Consider the following 14116-nt stretch of genomic DNA (forward strand, 5'->3'; position numbering starts at 1 on the left):
TTCACCCATCTCCTAGATCTTTTACCACGTAGATCTTGGTGCCTGCTTGGAAGACTTTATACTCTCGCCCTTCAGTAAATTTATCAACATATATTTTAACACTATTACTTGGTACCTCGACTACATCCTGGTACCCAGACTCCGCGTCTAGGAAAATGGTGGTATTCTTATCCCTGCTAATCAGCATGTACCTCTTCAGCTCCACGCCTCCAGGGTAGGGTTTGAACCCCTTCTGCCAGAGAAGGTCTGAGGACATATACTCCTCCCTACCCCTCTCAAGGTCTACTAGGAGCAGGTTGCCTCCACGGGATGTCGCGAGGAAAAGGTATGGTCTGCCATCCACTAATATGATGTCGCCTGGCTCGATCTCCGGGATCCTTACCGATATCGTTAGCCTCCCCTTCCTCGAGCCATCCGGGTTCCTTCCCACGAGCTTGAAGGTCTCTATGGTCTTAGCCATGAAGTTAGACCTCAGCTTCGCCGCTATCATACGGGCTATTGATGGGTCATCTACGAGTATATCGAACCCCTCCCTGTGCTCCTCTAAACCAATTATGGACTCGGCTAGGCGCCCCGATAGGTTCTCGGATAGGAACACGTTCACCCTCTCCCTTAGACTATCGCTCAGCCTGCCACGGCTGCTCCTAACCTGCAGGACAGCGTTATAGCCCCTCTTAGTAATCCTCCTCGTACATGACGGGCATACTGCGGCGTCAGCCTTCACGTTTACAACCTTCTCCTCTACAACCTCGACTCTCCCGTGCCTACCCTGGACTCTCACGTAGGCATTGTAGATCCCGGGGCCAGTAAACTCCCTGTCGAGGCGTATGTCTCCTATCCACGCCTCCACAATATTCTCTATAGGCCTCAGCCTCCTGGTTAAGACTATGGAGAGGTAGTCTAGGAGGGTCTCTTCTATAGTGCCAGAGGGCTCATTCCATCCTCCCTGATACTTATACCTGCCACAGTATTGGCAGTAGACGAAGCCCGCCTTCTCGGGAAGCCTAGCTACACCATAAACCTCTACGTAGCAGTCTTTGCAGAGGGGGCCGATGAATTCGACCTCCTCCTCGCTACGACCGCATCTAGGGCATATCCTACTACTCCCAGCCATACTCCTCTACTCCACCCTTACACTGCAGTCGTCAAATAGAAGATTTATTCGAATCGAAGGCTAACATGCTATAAGGGTGTCCTAGTATGGCGGCTCGCGTAGCTATCCTTGGAACAGGCAGAATGGGTTCAGCTGCAGCTGAGAGGCTGGCATCCCAGGGGTATGAGCTCATCCTTTGGAACAGGACTCGAGAGAAGGCCTCCACCCTCGCTGAGAAGCTGGGGGCTAAGGCTGTCCCCGCCCCATTCGACGCGGTGCAGGAGGCGGAGTATACGCTCATATTCCTCTCCGACGAGGACGCAATATACTCTGTCATGAGCACCTTCCACAGGATGGATGGAGCCATAATAGTAAACCACTCCACCATAACCCCCCACGGCTCCTCGCGCTTCCAGGCATTCGTAGAATCCCTGGGAGGATGCTATGTTGAAGCCCCAGTACTCGGAGGCCCCTCCACCCTAAGGAAGGGTACAGCCCTAATAGTAGTTGCAGGCAAGAATAGGTGCAAGGACGCCGCAAAGAGCGTGGTAGGGACCCTCGCCGGCGAGATCATAGACTTGGGGGAGGAGCCGGAGAAAGCGGCGGCCCTTAAGCTCTCCTTCAACTCCCTGCTAATAGGGAGCGTGGGCCTCCTCGCAGAGTCACTCCTACTATCCCAGGCCTACGGAATAGATTCTGAAACTGTGAAGAAGGTGCTTTCCAAGACAGTCTTCGGTCCAGTAGCGGAGAAGTACATTGACAGGATGCAGAGGGACCCTGGAGAGGAGGCATCATTCACCCTGGCACTCGCAATGAAGGACCTAGACTACGCCCTGAGAACAGGCTTCTACAAGGGGCTCCCCCAGCACCTCACGGCAGGCGCCCTAAACCTGTACAGGCTGGGGGTTAGGTATGGACTGGGGGAAGCAGACTATACGAGGATCTACCATATAATAAAGGGGGAGAAGAGGGAATAGGCCTCTAGGCTGGCATGAAGACGGGGTTATCGAGCGTAGCCACCTCTTTAACTTTCTCGATCTCCTTCCGAATGTGTTTTGGCATAGTGAACATAGCCTGGTGTACTGCTCCCTCATAGAACCTGTTCTCGCCAACAACGTTCGCGGCCAGGTATGCGTCTACCGCCTCTGGAGTTAGGCTTGCGGGATCCTTTGAGTCTGAGGCGAGCACGAACCCCCATACGCCGTCAAAGCTCCTCACATAGGCATGGTATGGCGTGGCGTGTTTGAACACTGACTTTATCGTGTTGTAGATGACGGCGTGGGTATACGTTGTTATCGTGGGGCTTGTAGCCTGGGTCACGAACACCCCTCCAGGGTTCAGGAGGCTCTTGAGCCGCTCATAATACTCCTTCGTGTAAAGCTTATAGGCGGGTCCAGCCTCGAGGGGATCTGCTAGGTCAGCTATAATCACGTTGAACTTCTCGCTTGCCTCCTCAACATATTTTAATCCATCCATTATGAGAAGCTCGAGCCTAGGGTCATCGAACGCCCCCCTATGCCATTCAGGCAGATACTCTCTAGCAACCCTGATCACCTCCTCGTCGATATCGACCATCACCACTCTTTCCACAGTCTTAAACCGGAGGACCTCCCTAGCAGTGGCGCCCTCGCCTCCTCCGAGGATAAGCACCTTCCTCGGGCTCCCATGGAGTATCATTGCAGGATGGACTAGGGCTTCATGGTATACGAACTCGTCTAATATAGCTGACTGGGTTTTCCCATCGAGTATCAGGGCTTTACCCAGGTCCCTCAGTACAGCTACCATTATGTCCTGGAACTTGGACCTTCCATGGTAGAGGACCTCGTCGACCCCATACATGTGGGCGCTGGTAGGGGTCCCCCACTCTATAAACCAGTGCCAGTTGAACGCCTCCTCTCCCATCGCAGTACACCAGTATAAGGGTTAAAGGATGGCATTCCACGTTATAAGCCAGTCGAATTCCGCAACCCTGTGGGATGGTGCGATCCCGATGGCTGTGAAGCTGGTTGCAACCGACGTTGACGGGACCCTCACGCTCCGGAGGGGAGTGCTGCTGGTTAGCCTCGAGGCTATCGAGGCTATCAGGGAGCTCGAGGCGAACGGTGTAAGGGTATCACTCGTATCAGGGAACAGCCTCCCGATAACAGCTGGGCTTGCAAGATACTTTGGGGCAACAGGACCCTCGGTCGCGGAGAACGGGTGCGTAGTGTTCTATGAGGGTAAGACTGTGCACCTCTGCAAGGGGAGGCCCCCGGATGAGCTTAGAAGGGAGCTGTTAGAGGCTGGCTTCCGGGAGAGCTGGCAGAACGCTTACAGGCACCACGATCTAGCATTCTACCCGCCCCCGGGGTATGATACGGGCATGCTATCGAGGATAATTGAAAAGTACGGTATGATACTCTACGACTCCGGCTATGCAGTCCACATACAGCCCCCTGGCGGTGGAAAGGATGCCGGCGTAGAGGTCGCTGCTAAGCTCCTAAACGTCAGCCTTGAAGAGACCCTAGCCGTGGGAGACGGCTTGAATGATCTCCCGATGCTAGAGGTGGCAGGGCATAGCGCATGCCCTGTGGACGCGGATCCTGAAGTAAAGCGCGTCGTCGACTATGTGGCGTCGAAACCAGGGGGCCGGGGGTTCGCTGAGATCGCCTCTCTGGTGCTCGAGGGGCGCTTCTAGCCTTCTCCAACAGGTTCGAGCCTCCAGGGATAAGCCTGGAGGTACTCGCTGTAATACTTGTACCTCTTCCTAACTATACTCCAAGCAAGCCTCGAGGCGCTGGCCTTACCAGTTACCCTTCCGAGCCCCAGTAGCGGCCCCACGGGCACCTCGAGGCACCACGACTTCCCCTTCAGCCGGCAGAGGGCTTCAACCACATCCCTATAGCTGATCCCCTCTGCTACCGCATGGATCCATCTCCCATCGAAGCCTCCAAGCCCCGCCATATAGAGTATTTCAGCCACGTCGAGAACGTTTACGACAGGGACACCGTGGATTACGGGTGCAATCCGCATCCTCACGGAGAGGCCGAGGAGCCTCCACTCCCGGTGCGGGGCTCTGGGGCCGAAGACTAGTCCAGGCCTAATAATAGCCCATCTCTCTACCCCAGAGTCTACTAGCGTCTTCTCACCTAACGCCTTTGTCTGAGAGTGTATAGTGGAGAATTCTGCGTCGAGGCGTGGTGGGGCATGCGACTCTGAAACCCTGCTGCCCGGAGGCGCCTCGGCTATGTCTGCTGAGACGGCTATGCTGCTCACGTATACTAGTCTAGCTGATGTTTCGAGGGCGGCCTTGATCTCCTCCTCTAGGAGGTCCACGTGGGATTCGTATTGGATCTTGTAGGGTCCCCCGGGCTTCCCGGCTAGATGGTATATTACATCCGGGTTGGCCTCGATTACCGCCTTAGATGTAACATTTACTCCAGCATCCCTAACCTCAACCCCCTGCTCTACCAGCTCCTGGGCGAGCGCAGCCCTCTTCTCTATACTTCCCCTTCTAGCCACTACTACCACTTGGAAGCCCTGCTCCCGTAGCCTGACGGCTAGATGGTATCCTATGAACCCTAGTCCTCCAACAATCACGTGCGACGGTGGCCTAATCACAGGGGATCCGACCTCCACGCCAATATACTCCCATCGCGATACAGGTATTGGGTGGCGGGATGACCTCTAGCAAACCGTGGCCAGCCCACTTTGTGGGCGATGGCCTTAGGCTCTCGCTGGACCGCCTCTACTCCACTCTATATAATCCCTAACCACCCTAGAGCCGTCGCGTATCTTTCTTAGAGCGGTGAAGGTGCTGACCTCTACGACGCCGTCGGTGTTCATTAACTCATCTATTATCCTGGCGGCCTCGGAGAATGAGGGCGCGGTTATCTTGACCAGGAAGTGGTAGTGACCCGTTATCTCGTAAGCCTCCGACACGTACTTGAGCATGCTAAGCCTCCTCCTTATATCCCTCACCATTCTCGCCTCAATCCTAACCAGGGCGAATATGGTGGTTGAGAGCCCCAGCCTCTCTGGGTTCACCTTAACCGTGTAGCCCTCGATCACCCCATCCTGGGTGAGCTTCTTGACTCGGAGATATACTGTAGCTTCGCTCACGCCCAGCTCCCTAGCGATCCTCCGCCATGCCAGTCTAGAGTCGTCCTCTAGTAGCTTGAGGAGGGCTAGGTCCCTTTCATCAACACTTGTCATAACGTGTACAGCCCTCCACTCAATACTAGATGAGCCCGAGTATTTTTCCTAGGAGGCTGGGCTTCCTTATCAAGGCTCTTGCCAGCCTAGCCTTGTCGACCTCGCCTAGAGCTATCATTGCGTGAGCGCTTGGAGGTATGCTCTTCAGGAGCTCACGCCTCTTCTCGGGCCTCATCTTCTTCACTCGCTCCAGTATCCTCCTCTGGAAGTTCACCGCCCCCGTTATACTTGCCTTCTTGAGGGCCTCCTCAACGGGGACCCCTTTCACGATCGCCTCTGCAGCGAGGCTTCCGGAGATCATGCTCGGCCTAATCCCTTCCCCGGTCAACGGTAGAACATAGCCGGCCGCCTCACCGATCACTGGGAGATCATCTATTCGGCCCAGCCTTACTCCCCCAACAGCGATCCGCGCCCCTTCATGCCTGACTACTCTGGCTCCATCTAGGATCTCGTTCTCCCGGATGAACTTGTCAAGCCTAGCCCGCAGATCCTGGAATCCCGCGTATCCTCCAACTCCTACGTCGGCCTCGTCCCCTTCATTCGGGAATATGTAGTAGTAGCCTATCAGCTTCGTGTCGAAGTAGATGAGGAGTTTATCCATGCCCTCAAAGACTTTACCCTTCATCCTATACTGGAAGGCGTTTATCTTCTCCCCCTCATAGTATCCGTGTCCAGCAGCGAATAGGCCTCTACTCACCTCTATATGGAAGGCTCCAGCTCTAATCAGGCGCTTCCCCACCTTATAGTGGGCCTTGGTAACGAGCCCCGCTCCAGCCTCTGTGACAAGCGACTCGAGTAGAATGCTCTTATCCACTATAACGCCGGAGAGCCCCTCTTCTAAATCGAACACCTTCTCCCCATCGACATAGAGTGTTGCCCCTCTTATCTGCCTCACCACGGAGTCCCTGGGCAGAGAGACAGGCAGCTTGCCAACATTGGGTATACCCCGGCCGCAGGGCTTCATGCCGAGCCGGGGCGCCGAGTCATAGACTGTCACAGTGTAACCTGCCTTCGCTAGGAGGTGTGCAGCAACAGCTCCTGCAGGCCCGCCTCCTATTACGGCGTACTCGGGCTTACCACCCAATACCTCTCCCTCTAACCCTGGAGATATGCCTGTAGAAGTGGTTTATACTTTGGCGCCCATACGATCACCCGTTATTTTCCGGAAACATTAAAAAATTATTCTAATATAGCCCATAAGGATTATCTCCCCCAACAGGGAGCTTAGTCTAAACTCTGGGAGCGGATGAAGACACTTGCCCCCACCAGACCAGTGAAGAGATTACCGCGATTAGACGCTCCCCTCATATAAGCTCTCCAGCATAAGACTAGTCTATTGGTGATGGTGGTAGGGTTGCTGAGGGAGAGGCTCGAGAGGAGGGGGTTTGAGACTTCAAGCAAGGAAGTATACCACGCCACCCTGTCTGGGACAAGAACGCTCGAGAAGAGGCTAGTCGCATACTCGCGGGAGAAGGGGGTTAAGATAACCTATTCGGAGTTCAGCGATGGAAGGAGGAGGCTATCAATCCTAATCAGGGGTTCCGGGGCGACTAGGGACAAAGAGGAGAGGCTCGAGAGTCGGGCTGGAAGGTGGATCTCGAGGACGGCGAGAGGCTCTACGCTGTCAGGGAGGTTAAAAGCCAGGAGCGGGTAGAGGAGATAATAGATGAAATACTCGGGTTTGCTCGCTCCTGACTGGACAGGATACACTAGCTTGGAAGCCATGGATCTCGCCAGGATCCCCGGGGCCCAGCAGCTCCTACTCCTAGCCGGGCGGAGGGAGCTTCAGGCGAGAGGCCTCCCAGGTCTCGACTGGTCCTGTTGCGGCATTTACAGGGTTAGAGTCAATGGGGGAGGGCTAGAGGCTGAGCTCGCCGCCGAGCCCGACACGGGCTACTATAGGGAGCCGGTCCAGGGATTCGATCCCTGGAGTGGCTTGGAGGAGCTGGCCGAGTGGCTTGGAGGAGAGCTGGCTGAGAGAATAGTTAATCCATTCTCCTGGAACCCGCTGACCCCGGCTATTCTAAGGGGTTTAGATATGGGGCCTCCGGGCTGTATATACTATGCTGACTGGGACGTATCGCTAGCATTCAAGCTGCCCCCACCTATGAGGGCTTCGCGTATTGTGAAGTGTAGCCGCTCGAGGCGTGGAGAGACTACTAGTATTGATGTTAACGGGTTCCACATTGATGTGAGAGCCCACAGGATGGCGGGCGGAATATATGGTTTGGAGCATGGCGATTGCCACGGCTACTTCTATCAAGGAGCCCTATACCTTGAAGGGGAGTGTGCCCTCGAACTCAGGTCCCCTTACTACGACCATAAAGTAACAATACTATATCCCGGATCACTCTACACTACGAGGATAATAGGCTCCCCCCACACGATCGGCCCGGTCCCAGCAGTATCAGTTGGCTTGTGGAGGGGCATTTCCCTTGCCTCCAGGCATGGCTTAACAATAACCATAGGTAAGGGGAGGGTAGGGGTTGATGTAAGGGGGAGCTTGAGGATTGCTGCCTCCGGCCCCAAAGCCACCTATAGGCTTCTCTTAGAGGACCTGCTGGATTGGAGGCCTATCAAAGCCCCAGAGGACGGCTATGGCAATACTAGGAGCAGTGGATCGGCCTTCACATTCACAGGATGGGTGGAGGACAGCATGGTCTTCTCAGCCTATAACCCCTCGCCGGAACCTGGAGTTGTAGATGTTAGGCTCCCCATGAATGGATCAGAGTGCCTCATAGAAGGGCCTTTAGGGAGCGATAGGATCCCTGTGGATGGCGACTTTGTAAGGGTCCCCGTCCCAGCGGGATTTATAGGGCTAGCCTACATAAGGCTGAGGAAGTCTAGGCTTCTAGATAGAATTAGGATGGGGAGGCTTAGAAGCCGGTAGCGTCCCCGTACTCTTTCAGTACTAGCTCTTCGATCCTCCCCTCTGCAGCTGCCTTCACGTACCTGACAAAGTCCTCCTCGTAGGGTACGCCCACGAAGGCTAGTACGCCGTTAAGGGCTATCGCTGGGACGCTGTGGACCCCGTACTTGTCTGCTATATCAGGGTTCTCGTACGCCTCTACTGTATCGGAGATCACGCTCTTAGATCCCTGCCTGTAGGCTTCGTAGGCGAACATGTTTGCCAGGAGGACAGCGTAGGGGCAGTAGGGGCAGCTGGGGGTGACTATTGTCTCTATGTAGACCTTACCCTTAAGGTTGGCTAGCAACGCCTTAGTTGACTCCTCTAGCCCGGAGTCCTCCTCACTTATCCTTATGATAGTCTCTATGAAGCCCCTGATCTCCTCCTCTGCGGGTATCCCGGTGTATCTTATGTAGCCTTCGATTAAGGTTACGCTAGGGACCCTCTCGATACCCTGCCTCTTGAACTCCTCTAGGTGGTCGGGGTTTGACTTATCGTAGATGTTGACTTTTATTAGCTTCCTTCCCTCCCTCACCGGGGCCTCCTCTTCTATAGCCTTCATGAGGGCGACGGTGTCTTCGCAGGTCTCGCAGTCTGGTCCAATGAAGACGTCTATCTCGACCGGGTTTACTAGGTCCTCTAGGGTCTCACGGAGCTCCTCCCGGAACTCTGGCGATAGGTCTAGGGTGTAGTATCTCCTCGCGCTCACTTCCATGCACCAGCGTCAACACTGTTTACTTGGAAGTTTAATACGCTATCTACATATTATATGGATTCAAATAAAAATAATGAATATTATATTAAATGGAGAGATATATAGCTCTACTATTAATCGCCGTACCATTCATCCTTAATGGGGGAAGCAAGTGGTAAACAGTAATAACAGAAAGGAGTCCGGGAATGCGAAGTCTACGAACCTGTTAAGGCTAGAGCTTCCGTGTGAATACGCTGGCAAGGTAGTTATACCTAGCATTAGGGCTCTAGTTGTGAAGACGCTCGTACAAGAGTATAAGATAACAAAGTATAAAGCGGCAAAGATAATGGGGCTCACACCAGCAGCGGTAACCTACTATCTCAGTGGAGATAGGGGTAAGAAGCTCGTCGATGAGATCGAGCGGGACAGGGAGCTTTTAAGGATAGTTAAGGAGATCGCTGACGTGATCGCTAGGAATAATGGTATACATACCCTGGAGGATTATGCAAGGTATAGGGAATCAATTTGCAAGATCTGCTCAAAGGTAAACGTATACGCTCAGATGGCAGGATGCCACTAGACAAAGTAGGGTCTCCACCCCATCTGGCTCCTCCTAGTAAGCCCGAGACCCCTTAACTCTAATAACTCTGCTCGTAGACTAACCATAATTAACGGGGTTATGACGGTAATGGAGATAGGTGCAAGGGAGACCCTCTACAAGACTCTCGCCATACTCTACAGGTATGCCGACGAGATCACAGTGCTGGAGTATCCGAGGAGGATAGAGAGGAGAAGCGTAGATCTAGCCGTCCGTATGCGTGATGGTCGAATAGTGCTTGTCAAGGTAGCGAGGGATCTAAACGAGATCCCTAAGAGCGAGCTCCAAGAGCTGTTGGCGCTCGCCTCATCCATGAACATATCTCCGATAATAGTCTCTGAGAGAAGGGGGAGTGAAGAGCTGTTCGAGGGGGTCGCCTATGAGAAGATGGGATTGAGGGTTGTTTCCCCCGAGACCCTTGAAGGGATACTCAGCGGTAGGGAGCCAGTGTATATTTTCGAGTCAAGGGATGGCTACAAGGTTAGACTGGACCCTGCCAAGGTTAGGGAGAGGCGGATCGAAAAGGGGTTGAGCCTAGGAGACCTTGCGATGGCCCTTAAGACTAGCCGTAAGGCTGTGTACGAGTATGAGAGGGGGAGGATTGACCCTACGATCGAGAGGGCCGAGAGGCTGATCAGACTCCTAGGCGAGGACATAGTGGTGCCATGCGATATATTCGACACTAGTAGTCTCCCGGAGCCTAGGAAGGTTAAGCCCTTCGACTCCAAGCTCGAGGAGAGGGCTGCCCGGAGCCTTGAGGCGGCAGGGTTTAGAGTGGTTCACGCGAAGAAGACTGTGATAGATATAGGCGGCTCGATTGAGGAGAAGAGGATTGTTTTTACAGTCCAGCACCCTAGGGAGAGCAATAAGACGATCTATGAGAAGTCAGTCTATATGGAGAGGATGGCTAAGACCCTCGAGATCGAGGATAAAGGGGTAATAGTGGAGGATAAGAGGGTTGCAAGGGACCTGGAGAAGGAGGGCATAAACGTAATCCTGGCTGACAACTTCAACGACCTTATAAGATCATTGATGAGAGAGGAGAAGAGACCCGGTCGAGAAGAGTGAGGGGAGTTGCCCCCTTACAGGATCTTCTACACTGGCAGGCCTGGTGTGGGGAAGAGCACAATAGTTTCCCGGGTAAAGGATATTGTCGAGAGGCTCGGATGCAGGGTGGGCGGCTTTCTAGCCCCCGAGTCTAGAGGGCCTAGCGGGGGCAGGGTTGGGTTCTACATAGTAGATGTCGCGACGGGGGAGAGAGGCTGGCTGGCTAGAATAGGGTATCCCGGCCCCAGGATAGGAAGGTATGGTGTAGTCGTAGAGGATGCCGTTAGGATTGGCGTTGGCGCTCTAAGGCGGGCCTTAAGGGAGGCCGACGTTATAGTGTTGGACGAAATAGGTCCTATGGAACTAGCGGTCCCTGAACTCAGGAGTGAGATCATAGAGGTGCTGGCCAGCGATAAGCCGATAGTTGGAGTAGTACATAGGAGGCTGAAGTCGAGAGACCCAGACATATACCGTATTATCAGGGAATCCTCGACTATCATAGAGGTCACGCTTGAAAACAGGGACCAGCTGCTGGGTGAGGCTGAAAGCGTTGCCAGGAGACTGTGTTCCGGGAGCACTCGTTAGGGAGGGGAAAGCTCTACTATACATCCCAGACCCCAGCAAGGCTGTTGCCCCCCACGGGATAGAGCCTGCCTGGCTGGAGGTCTTCTACAATCCAAGGATGGAGTATAACAGGGATGTGAGCGTTGTAGCGCTGAACGCTTACACGAAGCTACTCGCGCCCGTGAAAGACTACTACATAGCTGAGCCTCTCACGGCTACTGGTGTTAGGGCTGTACGCTACGCTCTAGAAGCGGAGGGTGTCGGGGGGATCATAGCGGGGGATATAAGCGAATGCGCAGTCTCGATCGCGGTGCGCAATACTGTATTAAACGGGGTTGAGGGGAAGGTTAAAGTTTACCATAGGGATGCAAGGGAGCTACTACACGCAACCCGGCACCTACTTGACAGGCCCCCGCTGGTAGTCGATATAGACCCCTTCGGCTCCCCAGCCCCCTACCTAAACGCAGCCCTATCCGTCATAGGCAACAAGGGCTTGATAGCTGTGACAGCTACAGACCTCGCAGTACTCGAGGGTTCAAAGCAGAGAGCGGCTCTCAGGAAGTATGGGGTTGCTGTGAGGAAGACTCCGGAGTCGAAGGAGATAGGGCTCCGGGTTCTCGTCGGTTACGCTGCAAGGGTGGCGGCGGCTCATGATAAAGCTGTGGAGCCTATACTAGCCTATTACGCTGACCACTACTTCAGGGCATACCTCCTCGTTAGGAGGGGGGCGAGGAGGGCCGACAGGATGCTAGAGAGCAATATAGGCTACGCCTACTATTGCCCCGGGGAGAAGAGGACGTATATAGTGAGGGACCCCCCATCGTGCAGCAATTACGAACAGCCTGTACCGGTTGGCCCCCTCTGGACGGGTCCCCTCAACGATCCCGGCTTCATAAGCGAGATGCTCTCTGAGGCTGAGAGTAGGATTTACATGTCCACAAGGGATAGGATTCTAGGGCTGCTCGAGAGGCTTAGGTGCGAGGCTAGCCTCGAAGATAGGAGGCTCCACTTGAAGCTCGAGCAGGTAGCTTCATACGCTAGGATGAGTATGCCCCGCGTCGAGCAAGCAATATCACTTCTACAAGGAGCAGGGTTCAGGGCTTGCAGGAGTCACTACTCGCCTACGAGTATAAGGACCGACGCCAGCTATAATGACGTCGTCAGAGTCTTGCGGGCCTCCTAATAACCTTCTTACCGCCCAGCTTCCTAGCTAGCCATGCCTCGAGGAGAGGGCATGTTGCGGGGTCGTAGAAGTTCTTGGGGCCGCATTCCGATAGATGCGGGCACGTGGTGCACGGGATGTCTAGGATACTTGCGATATTGATCTTGACGGTTACGGGCTCCGCAGCCATCTTAGCTGGAGTGAGCTTATAGGTTCTACGGCCGTTCACTGATACTTGTTCGCGCTTTATCAGGCCCTTCTTAACAAGGCGTAGGACTAGCCTCGATCCTTCTCGACTATCCAGTCCAAGCATCTTCCATAGGTCGCTTTGAAGAACTCCTCCCTCTTGAGTCTCGATTATCTCCAATGCTTTCTTTTCGAGTTCCCCGATCCCTGCCACTCTCTCCTACACCTGCTCATGCCTTCCTTAGTCCAATCGAAGCGACTTGTACGCCGTATTGATATTATAGTCGCGTCGGAACCTATATATCTATCCTGTCCTTGACCTGTCAGAGCCTCCTATGACTATTTCTAAATAACTCTTACTCTTAGATGCTAGAGGCCCACTACAACAACCATATCCTCGAGGAGGTACCGGAATGTCTTCCTAACATTCGCCTCGCTAAGCCTGTATATGCTCGCTACCTTCTTCTGCGTGATATCATCGTAGCCGTACAGTCTTGCAACAAGATACACTGCGGCAGCCGCCACTGCCTCCGGCTTTCTCCCCCACAGGCTCTTGCCAGATTTCATCGCTGTCTCTAGGAACTTCAAGGCAGGGAACTTTAGAGATACTGGAAGTCCTAGATCATAAAGGAGACGCTCGATATACCTTTCAATCCTCAATAGCCTGCTCCTCTGGGATGGGGTACCGTATGTGCTATACGATGGTGTCACACCGTAATCGTTCATCCTCTTCATGATCTTCCAGACATAGTTCCTGAACTCTGGGCTCCCCGCTATTTCGAACTCAGATGCTACGGCGTCGTAGAGTTCGCTCTCACCTATAGGCAGGTTGTGGATTGCTATAGCCTTCCGGAGCGCGGCTATCACGATCGCAAGCTTCTCCTTGGAGTTTATTATCGTAGTCTTATTCGCCTGTTCCCCCTCTGAGCGCCTCTTCTCCAGGTAGCTCATTATAATCTTCCCCGCCACCTCCTTGACCGCGTTAGACCTGGCTAGTTCGAGATGGTTCAGTATCCTGTGCATTAGGGTTAGGGTATTGACGACAGTCCTCTCCCTCCTTGTGACACCAGATCTATACAATCTCCTCCTAACTTTACTAAGGCGGGCAGAGCTCCTTGTCCTCCTCCTAGACCTCCTAAGCTCGACCTCGACACCGCTGTTATGGTAGGAGTGCGTTAGGGGCCTCGAGCCCCGCTCTAATCCTTTAGACTCCCCCTTTCTCGGGAACTTTCTCCACTCTGGGCTATCGTCTAGAGCCACGCTCCCCAGTACTCTTCCGTCTACCGTGCAGACCCTTAGCCCCTCTGGGGTGACCACGATCGCTTCTGGGGGGCACTCTACCCCTGCTCTGCCTCCCCCTACGGACTCCACGCTTCCTTCCCCCTTTCCTGGCAGCCCCCCGCCGCCTCCTCTCTACAAGCATGAATAGCTGGGCTCCCTCCTCTGGGGTTTCACTCCCCTTAAGCTTCACTACTGCATACGGCTTCTCCACGTTGCCTATTATGTCGGCGACCACTCCTACCAAGCTGCCGGTGCCGTCTACCACCTTACCCCCTATTTTCACCCTCATAGCCGGGTCGTGGATCGCCACCACGATGTACCCGGACTTTGTCCTCGCCACTACCCTGCCTAGCAGCAGCTTCTCTGCCAACTACCACACCGTATGGAGG

At 54.1% G+C, this 14116-nt stretch carries 17 protein-coding genes; 8 read left to right on the top strand and 9 right to left on the bottom strand.

Annotation, left to right across the window (positions count from 1 at the left end; translation table 11 throughout):
- Position 1: 1 nt before the first annotated feature.
- On the bottom strand, positions 2-1114 hold the full coding sequence (locus ACZ47H_RS07090) for an NMD3-related protein (protein ID WP_464932992.1): 1113 nt from the start codon (positions 1112-1114) through the stop codon (positions 2-4).
- A gap of 86 nt (positions 1115-1200) precedes the next feature.
- Here ACZ47H_RS07090 and ACZ47H_RS07095 point away from each other — a divergent pair, with 86 nt between their 5' ends.
- On the top strand, positions 1201-2070 hold the full coding sequence (locus ACZ47H_RS07095) for an NAD(P)-dependent oxidoreductase (protein WP_464932993.1): 870 nt from the start codon (positions 1201-1203) through the stop codon (positions 2068-2070).
- 4 nt (positions 2071-2074) lie between these two features.
- Here ACZ47H_RS07095 and speE read toward each other — a convergent pair whose 3' ends face one another.
- Positions 2075-2995: a polyamine aminopropyltransferase gene (gene speE / locus ACZ47H_RS07100; RefSeq protein WP_464932994.1), complete on the bottom strand. Its 921-nt coding sequence runs from the start codon at positions 2993-2995 to the stop codon at positions 2075-2077.
- A gap of 88 nt (positions 2996-3083) precedes the next feature.
- Between speE and ACZ47H_RS07105 the strand changes: the two genes are divergently transcribed.
- Positions 3084-3770, top strand: coding sequence for a phosphoglycolate phosphatase (locus tag ACZ47H_RS07105; RefSeq protein WP_464932995.1), 687 nt, complete (start codon positions 3084-3086; stop codon positions 3768-3770).
- Here ACZ47H_RS07105 and ACZ47H_RS07110 read toward each other — a convergent pair.
- From ACZ47H_RS07110 to ACZ47H_RS07120, 3 genes are all read right to left on the bottom strand, one after another.
- Positions 3767-4711 carry an NAD-dependent epimerase/dehydratase family protein gene (locus tag ACZ47H_RS07110; RefSeq protein ID WP_464932996.1) on the bottom strand — a complete coding sequence of 315 codons (945 nt, stop codon included), beginning with the start codon at positions 4709-4711 and terminating at the stop codon, positions 3767-3769. The genes ACZ47H_RS07105 and ACZ47H_RS07110 overlap by 4 nt on opposite strands.
- A gap of 87 nt (positions 4712-4798) precedes the next feature.
- Complete coding sequence (locus tag ACZ47H_RS07115; RefSeq protein WP_464932997.1) at positions 4799-5287, bottom strand: Lrp/AsnC family transcriptional regulator; 489 nt, start codon at positions 5285-5287, stop codon at positions 4799-4801.
- A gap of 25 nt (positions 5288-5312) precedes the next feature.
- On the bottom strand, positions 5313-6371 hold the full coding sequence (locus ACZ47H_RS07120) for an NAD(P)-binding protein (protein ID WP_464932998.1): 1059 nt from the start codon (positions 6369-6371) through the stop codon (positions 5313-5315).
- A gap of 270 nt (positions 6372-6641) precedes the next feature.
- Between ACZ47H_RS07120 and ACZ47H_RS07125 the strand changes: the two genes are divergently transcribed.
- Together ACZ47H_RS07125 and ACZ47H_RS07130 are read left to right on the top strand one after the other, a co-directional pair.
- Entirely contained in the window at positions 6642-6941 is a 300-nt protein-coding gene (locus ACZ47H_RS07125) for a hypothetical protein (RefSeq protein ID WP_464932999.1), read from the top strand.
- Positions 6942-6953: 12 nt separating this feature from the next.
- Complete coding sequence (locus tag ACZ47H_RS07130) at positions 6954-8177, top strand: hypothetical protein (protein WP_464933000.1); 1224 nt, start codon at positions 6954-6956, stop codon at positions 8175-8177.
- Here ACZ47H_RS07130 and pdo read toward each other — a convergent pair.
- Positions 8164-8904 carry a protein disulfide oxidoreductase gene (gene pdo, locus ACZ47H_RS07135; protein WP_464933001.1) on the bottom strand — a complete coding sequence of 247 codons (741 nt, stop codon included), beginning with the start codon at positions 8902-8904 and terminating at the stop codon, positions 8164-8166. The two genes, ACZ47H_RS07130 and pdo, sit on opposite strands and share 14 nt — an antisense overlap.
- 157 nt (positions 8905-9061) lie before the next feature.
- Here pdo and ACZ47H_RS07140 point away from each other — a divergent pair, with 157 nt between their 5' ends.
- The 4 genes from ACZ47H_RS07140 to ACZ47H_RS07155 all read left to right on the top strand — a co-directional run bounded on the left by ACZ47H_RS07140 (position 9062) and on the right by ACZ47H_RS07155 (position 12281).
- Positions 9062-9469 carry a transcriptional regulator gene (locus ACZ47H_RS07140; protein WP_464933002.1) on the top strand — a complete coding sequence of 136 codons (408 nt, stop codon included), beginning with the start codon at positions 9062-9064 and terminating at the stop codon, positions 9467-9469.
- Between the two features lie 108 nt (positions 9470-9577).
- Entirely contained in the window at positions 9578-10555 is a 978-nt protein-coding gene (locus ACZ47H_RS07145) for a helix-turn-helix domain-containing protein (protein ID WP_464933003.1), read from the top strand.
- 6 nt (positions 10556-10561) lie between these two features.
- Positions 10562-11119: an NTPase gene (locus ACZ47H_RS07150; RefSeq protein ID WP_464933004.1), complete on the top strand. Its 558-nt coding sequence runs from the start codon at positions 10562-10564 to the stop codon at positions 11117-11119.
- Complete coding sequence (locus ACZ47H_RS07155; RefSeq protein WP_464933005.1) at positions 11085-12281, top strand: tRNA (guanine(10)-N(2))-dimethyltransferase; 1197 nt, start codon at positions 11085-11087, stop codon at positions 12279-12281. The genes ACZ47H_RS07150 and ACZ47H_RS07155 overlap by 35 nt, the downstream gene beginning before the upstream one ends.
- Here the strand turns inward: ACZ47H_RS07155 and ACZ47H_RS07160 are convergent.
- The 3 genes from ACZ47H_RS07160 to ACZ47H_RS07170 form a co-directional block, all read right to left on the bottom strand.
- The gene (locus ACZ47H_RS07160; protein ID WP_464933006.1) at positions 12259-12660 is read right to left on the bottom strand and encodes a helix-turn-helix transcriptional regulator; all 402 of its coding nucleotides are present in this window, start codon (positions 12658-12660) and stop codon (positions 12259-12261) included. The genes ACZ47H_RS07155 and ACZ47H_RS07160 overlap by 23 nt on opposite strands.
- A gap of 155 nt (positions 12661-12815) precedes the next feature.
- Positions 12816-13469: a hypothetical protein gene (locus ACZ47H_RS07165; RefSeq protein WP_464933971.1), complete on the bottom strand. Its 654-nt coding sequence runs from the start codon at positions 13467-13469 to the stop codon at positions 12816-12818.
- A gap of 220 nt (positions 13470-13689) precedes the next feature.
- Positions 13690-14097 (bottom strand): H/ACA ribonucleoprotein complex subunit GAR1, encoded by a 408-nt coding sequence (locus tag ACZ47H_RS07170; RefSeq protein ID WP_464933007.1) that lies wholly within the window; start codon positions 14095-14097, stop codon positions 13690-13692.
- Positions 14098-14116 lie beyond the last annotated feature (19 nt).

It is taken from the genome of Thermodiscus maritimus (assembly GCF_055382595.1).

What these genes read in the sequence shown, in the direction of transcription:
- ACZ47H_RS07130 (WP_464933000.1), top strand. Translation starts at nt 6,954, where the DNA reads ATGAAATACTCGGGTTTGCTCGCTCCTGACTGGACAGGATACACTAGC.
- ACZ47H_RS07115 (WP_464932997.1), bottom strand. Translation starts at nt 5,287, where the DNA reads ATGACAAGTGTTGATGAAAGGGACCTAGCCCTCCTCAAGCTACTAGAG.
- ACZ47H_RS07105 (WP_464932995.1), top strand. Translation starts at nt 3,084, where the DNA reads ATGGCTGTGAAGCTGGTTGCAACCGACGTTGACGGGACCCTCACGCTC.
- ACZ47H_RS07145 (WP_464933003.1), top strand. Translation starts at nt 9,578, where the DNA reads ATGGAGATAGGTGCAAGGGAGACCCTCTACAAGACTCTCGCCATACTC.
- ACZ47H_RS07090 (WP_464932992.1), bottom strand. Translation starts at nt 1,114, where the DNA reads ATGGCTGGGAGTAGTAGGATATGCCCTAGATGCGGTCGTAGCGAGGAG.
- ACZ47H_RS07095 (WP_464932993.1), top strand. Translation starts at nt 1,201, where the DNA reads ATGGCGGCTCGCGTAGCTATCCTTGGAACAGGCAGAATGGGTTCAGCT.
- ACZ47H_RS07165 (WP_464933971.1), bottom strand. Translation starts at nt 13,469, where the DNA reads ATGCACAGGATACTGAACCATCTCGAACTAGCCAGGTCTAACGCGGTC.
- speE (WP_464932994.1), bottom strand. Translation starts at nt 2,995, where the DNA reads ATGGGAGAGGAGGCGTTCAACTGGCACTGGTTTATAGAGTGGGGGACC.